The sequence below is a fragment of the Gemmatimonadota bacterium genome (assembly GCA_026706845.1).
In the GTDB taxonomy this organism is placed as follows: domain Bacteria; phylum Latescibacterota; class UBA2968; order UBA2968; family UBA2968; genus VXRD01.
On sequence record JAPOXY010000277.1, the window covers coordinates 1 to 4,244 of the forward strand.

The 4,244-nt window shown below is 51.1% G+C and carries 5 protein-coding genes; 1 reads left to right on the forward strand and 4 read right to left on the reverse strand.

Features of this window, described 5'->3' with window-relative positions; translation table 11 throughout:
* A partial coding sequence (locus OXG87_23760; GenBank protein ID MCY3872570.1) for a sulfatase-like hydrolase/transferase occupies positions 1 to 742 on the forward strand: 742 nt, incomplete at its 5' end.
* A gap of 109 nt (positions 743 to 851) precedes the next feature.
* Here OXG87_23760 and OXG87_23765 read toward each other — a convergent pair.
* The 4 genes from OXG87_23765 to OXG87_23780 all read right to left on the reverse strand — a co-directional run.
* A complete protein-coding gene (locus OXG87_23765; GenBank protein MCY3872571.1) occupies positions 852 to 1,199 on the reverse strand; it encodes a nitrile hydratase accessory protein in 348 nt (115 codons plus the stop codon).
* Between the two features lie 7 nt (positions 1,200 to 1,206).
* Complete coding sequence (nthA, locus tag OXG87_23770) at positions 1,207 to 1,806, reverse strand: nitrile hydratase subunit alpha (GenBank protein MCY3872572.1); 600 nt, start codon at positions 1,804 to 1,806, stop codon at positions 1,207 to 1,209.
* 28 nt (positions 1,807 to 1,834) lie between these two features.
* Positions 1,835 to 2,506, reverse strand: a complete 672-nt coding sequence (nthB, locus tag OXG87_23775; GenBank protein ID MCY3872573.1) for a nitrile hydratase subunit beta — start codon at positions 2,504 to 2,506, stop codon at positions 1,835 to 1,837.
* A 116-nt stretch (positions 2,507 to 2,622) separates the two neighbouring features.
* On the reverse strand, positions 2,623 to 4,244 hold a 1,622-nt coding region (locus OXG87_23780), incomplete at its 5' end, for a GWxTD domain-containing protein (protein ID MCY3872574.1).

Here is a 4,244-nt window from a genome sequence, read left to right on the forward strand (position 1 = left end):
TGTCGATAAACCGAGTGTTCAGCAAAAGGAGATGCTCAGGTGGAATGCCAGTCAGTTGACCTGGCCCGATTGGCAGAAGGTGATTGCGACCTATTGGGGATATTGCACGTTTATCGATGATCAGGTGCAGCGCGTTTTAGATGCTCTGGAAAAAGCAGGTCAGCTGGACAATACGATGATTGTGTACAGTTCGGATCACGGCGATATGCTGGGCAGTCACCGCTTGTTTAATAAGATGATGAATATGTACAATGAGACGCACCAGGTTCCATTGGCGATCCGTTGGCCGGGTGTTGTTGAACCCAATCGTGTTTGCGATGATTTTGTGAGTTTGGTCGATATGATGCCGACGTTTCTCGAGATGGCGGGTGTGGATATTCCCGATAAGGTCGATGGGTGTTCTTTGCTGCCCTTATTGCGCGGAGAAACGCCGCCGGATTGGCGAGAGGATATTTTTGCAGAGCATCACGGGTACGAGCCTGCGCTGTGTACGATTCGGATGGTGCAGACCAGAAAGTGGAAGTATATCTACAATCCGTGTAGCGAGGATGAACTCTACGATCTGGAGAGTGATCCCGGAGAGTTGCACAATTTGGCCCCGAAGCTGGGATACAAACACGTGCTCAGGCGTATGAAGGATCGGATGGTCACATGGTTGAGAGATACCAATGATGGAATTGTAAATGATGGCGGCTGGCAGTCAAATTCTTACGATTTGTTTGTGTCGGGACGAGAGCGTTGAAAAAAGCATCCACAGATGAACGCAGATAAAGAGTCAAAAACAGATAGCTAATAGAAAAAAGGGTTACGTCGAGATGGCGTAACCCTTTCTATTTTGCGAGTCGTAAATTTTAGTGATCGTGATGATGATCGTGATGGTCGTGAATGGCGTATTCCGATGTTCTGGCGTCCAGTTGTTCCCGGCTGATCAAGCCTCTATCAATGAGCAGTTCTTCAAGAGAAGCGACCCATCGGGCATAGTAGCTCGATGGATTGTTTTTTTGTTCTGCATCGGCGATTTCTGAAGTTAGTTGGGAACTGAATTCACGCCATTCGTAGAGGTCTTTTTCGTTGAGTGCAACGGCAAGGCCGAAAGCGCGCGCTTCCCAGGGAGCCTGAAAAACGAGTTCTCCATTTTCTCTGGGCAGGGCGTTTTTTGCTTCCATGGTGGCGATTTTTTGATCGGTTTTTTGCGTCATTACGGTCTCATTTCGAGGGCGATTCGATTTTGGCGACGCCGATCATTGAGTCGCGCGTGACAAGTGAGATGAGTTGTTCTTCGGTGTAGTCTTCTGTGCCGGCAGGACGTTCGGGCAGAACCATGTAACGGAGGTCCGAGTTGCTGTCCCAGACGCGGATTTCTACGGTATCGGGTAGGTCGAGGTCAAATTTCCGCAAGACGGCTCTCGGTTCTCGTACAGCTCGCGAGCGGTACGCGTAGGATTTATACCAGTTCGGGGGCAAGCCGAGTACGGACCAGGGATAACAGGAGCACAAGGTACAGACGACGAGGTGGTGGACATCTGGGGTGTTTTCCAGTACGACGATTTTGGCACCCTGCGCGCTGTCAAACCCCAGTTCGGCAATTGCCGCTCTGCCATCTTCTATTAGCCGTCGCTTGTAGTCCGGATCTGTCCAGGCGCGGGCTACCACTCTGGCGCCGTTGAGGGGACCTACGTCTTTTTCGTATTTTTCCACGACTTCGTCTATAATTTCTGTTGTAATCAATCCCTTTTCGATCAGGAGCGATTCGAGTGCTCTGGTGCGCAGGGCTGCGTCGGTCTCGGTTTGGGTAACTGTGTTCATAAAAAAATCCTTTTGTGATTGGGGATGGTTAGACGAATTCCAGATAGCTTTCCCACATGTCCAGATAGACGGCACTTTTTGTTTCGGCGGCACTACCCCACAGTTCCGAGGCTTCAAAGCGCACGGCGTATAAGGGTTGCTGGCGATTTGTACACCCTGTGGGCAGTTCGGCGTCCTGGAGGTTGTCGATGCCGTAGTAGTTGGTGACGGTGCCGTATTTGCCTCTTACGTATCGGGGAAGCCGGGTGTGGCCCTCGGGATGGATATTGCGCGCTTTTACGCGGTCGCCATTGGAAAATTGTGGCGAGATGTCCATTTTTTGTTGGGATGGGGTAGCAGGACGCGGTCGTTTGAGTTCCGCTCTGACGGCATCGGGATCGGGGTGTACAGGCGTTTCGACATTGGGATTGTTCCGGAAGAGCGCCATCCGCGTTTCCATCTCTTCCGGGGTTAGTACGCCGGCGTCGATCAGCCCTTTGATACGGGCATACAGCCATTTTTCGTAATAGCTGGACGAGAGGTAGTGCGCGGGGTCCATGTTTTCGATGTTGTTTCGGGAGCCTCCGGGGATCGGCACAGGTGTGGCTACGGATATGGCGAGTACCCGGCTCTCCCAGGGGTGGTGAAATAAGGGTTCGTTTTCTTCGCGCTCTATGGGACCAAATCCATGCATCCCACCCATGTCGTGAATGCCATCCATGTTTGCTCCTGTTTTTAGCTGTCGTGGATGTTTGCCGGGTTTTCGAAGGGTTTAATAATGTAATTCTCGCTTAAGTTTTGTCAACTATTTGGGAATCATATATACCATAATCTCTTCTATTCAACGATCTGAAATGTAGTGGATTTAGCGACTTGTACGTTTGCATTTAAGTCCGAAATTTGCACTTCCAATTCGTACATGCCCTGTGCAGAGTCGGTGACATCGATCTCCAGGTAGCTCAATTCAGATTCTGTTTCGCCCACCTGTTCATAGGAAACGGTGAATTCTTTTTCGCTGAGGACCCCCAGTAGTTTTCCCACAGATTGCAATACGCGTACAGCCGGTGTCTGCCCCTGCGCTGGCGCAATCCGATAGTGCATCTGGTAGCGCGTCTGTCCAAAGGTATCTTTTGCAAGTCCGTAAATTTCGTAATAAATCGCGACGGGTTGCCCGGCGGAGAAGGATTTTGAGGGCTGGGGGATGATGTTCAGAGAATCGGCTTTCTGTTCTTCAATTCGGTTTGCCAATTCAATGTCGCTGAGCATCAACCCGTCTCCTGTATAGGATTCCACGTCAATGGCTTGTTTTTGGACACCCAACCTGTTGCCCGCTGTGTCGTGTACCTGAATGCCCAGATAATAACGGCCTGGGGGAATATTTACGGTTAGTCGATCTACGATTTTATCCGCCTGGTCAGATATATCGGATAGGGGTTCAACTTTTTGAAAGATCGGAGTCCAGGTGGTGTCGAAAAGCGCGAGGCCGCGTTCAAATTGCGTTGTTTTAGGCTGTTCGGAAACTGGCAGGCCGTAATAAATTTCGAGACGGGTCTGTCCCTGTTCCCCGCAAAAATCCGCTATGTCAGCATAGAAGTCCAGGGTTTCCCGGCGGAGATCGAATAGCGAGGGTTCGCGGGCGACTGCGCGATTGACAATATCCTCCGGCCTGCGCCGGTTCCAAATCACAGCATTGTCTCTGGCTTCTGCGCGTATGAATGAAGGTATGGGATAGTCGAAATCGCCACCTCTTGCCAGCGATGTGAATACGATTTCGATGCCTCCGTTGACTTCTGGATAGATCCAATATTCCCAGGGTTTATCCCCATCCACGGGAAAGAGTGGATATCCGCGACTATGATCTGTGCCTATTCCCGCATCCCGATGGGATAATGGCATGTCGCTCGTAATTCTCCCGTGGACGATCTGGGAGGGGGATCCCCGCGCGTTTACCCTGGATCCGTAGTCAACATTTTCAAAATCTGTGAGTCCAACAGTGCCTTCAAATCCGGGATCTACTTCTTCTCCCAGTTGCCTCACCGATGTTCGAATGCGCTGGATATTGGCGATCAGTTCTTTCCGTGCATCATCGGTTAGCGACATCAGCAAGCGTTCTTTTACGCGTACTACTTCGGGGTCAACTTCAAAACGCACGTTGTCAGACCGACTCCAGTGCGCCGGGTGACCATACCGGATATAGATTTCACCGCGGCGATCCCAGGGCCCGCGGGAAGAAAAGAAATGCCGCCGCGCATACATGATTCTGCGGATGTGTTCGACCAACCATTCGTTTTCAGGGGTTGCTGGTGTGGGATCGCGGCGCTGCCAGAATGCTCTGATATAAGCCGCACGCTCTTCGATTGGCAGGGCATTAAAGGCGTGGATTTCTTCGGGAGAAGCGACGATGCGAATATCCTCAAACATGGATCGATTGTGCTCATCTAATCCATCCAGATAGGCGA

Bases quoted from the DNA above. Each gene is read 5' to 3' on its own strand.
- OXG87_23765 (MCY3872571.1), bottom strand. From the start codon at position 1,199: ATGACGCAAAAAACCGATCAAAAAATCGCCACCATGGAAGCAAAAAAC.
- nthA (MCY3872572.1), bottom strand. From the start codon at position 1,806: ATGAACACAGTTACCCAAACCGAGACCGACGCAGCCCTGCGCACCAGA.
- nthB (MCY3872573.1), bottom strand. From the start codon at position 2,506: ATGGATGGCATTCACGACATGGGTGGGATGCATGGATTTGGTCCCATA.